This is a genomic window from Pararhodobacter sp. SW119 (assembly GCF_017811755.1).
Taxonomy (GTDB): domain Bacteria; phylum Pseudomonadota; class Alphaproteobacteria; order Rhodobacterales; family Rhodobacteraceae; genus Pararhodobacter.
On record NZ_JADDJF010000187.1, the window covers coordinates 1 to 567 of the forward strand.

Annotated in this window: 1 protein-coding gene; it reads left to right on the plus strand. The window is 66.7% G+C overall.

Going from position 1 to position 567, the window contains the following annotated elements:
- On the plus strand, window positions 1-343 hold a 343-nt coding region (locus IM708_RS21185; RefSeq protein ID WP_209428521.1), incomplete at its 5' end, for an ATP-binding protein.
- Window positions 344-567 lie beyond the last annotated feature (224 nt).

Here is a 567-nt window from a genome sequence, read left to right on the forward strand (position 1 = left end):
TGTCCTCTACCACCGTTTGCCACGTCTCTTCGCCGAGCTCGAACTCGCCCATGGCGACGGCAGCTGCCCGCGCCTGTTCCGCCAGATCATCCGCGCCGATCTGCTGATCCTCGACGACTGGGGGCCGGACCGGCTCACTGCACCGCAGCGGCGCGACCTGATGGAGATCGTCGAGGACAGATACGGAAACGGCTCGATCCTCATCACCAGTCAATTGCCCGTCGACGCCTGGCACGAGGTCATCGGCGAGCCCACCTTCGCCGACGCCATCCTCGACCGGCTGGTTCACAACGCCCACCGGTTGCCCCTCGACGGCCCCTCGTTGCGAAAGAGCCAGACATGACGAGCGCCCAGACCAACGCCGCGCGCGACGCCGCGCCAGCGTCATGGGGCGCGCACGGCGCCGCGCGCGGCTCCGGCATCCCAAGCTTCGAAACGCTTGACCCAACCCAACCGAGGAGACATCAAGATCCAACGCTTGGCGACGTCATCTCGCGGTGACCGGATACTCCGGAAATGCCGACCGGATGTCGTCGGAACGCCCGACCGGATGCGTCGGAATGCGCA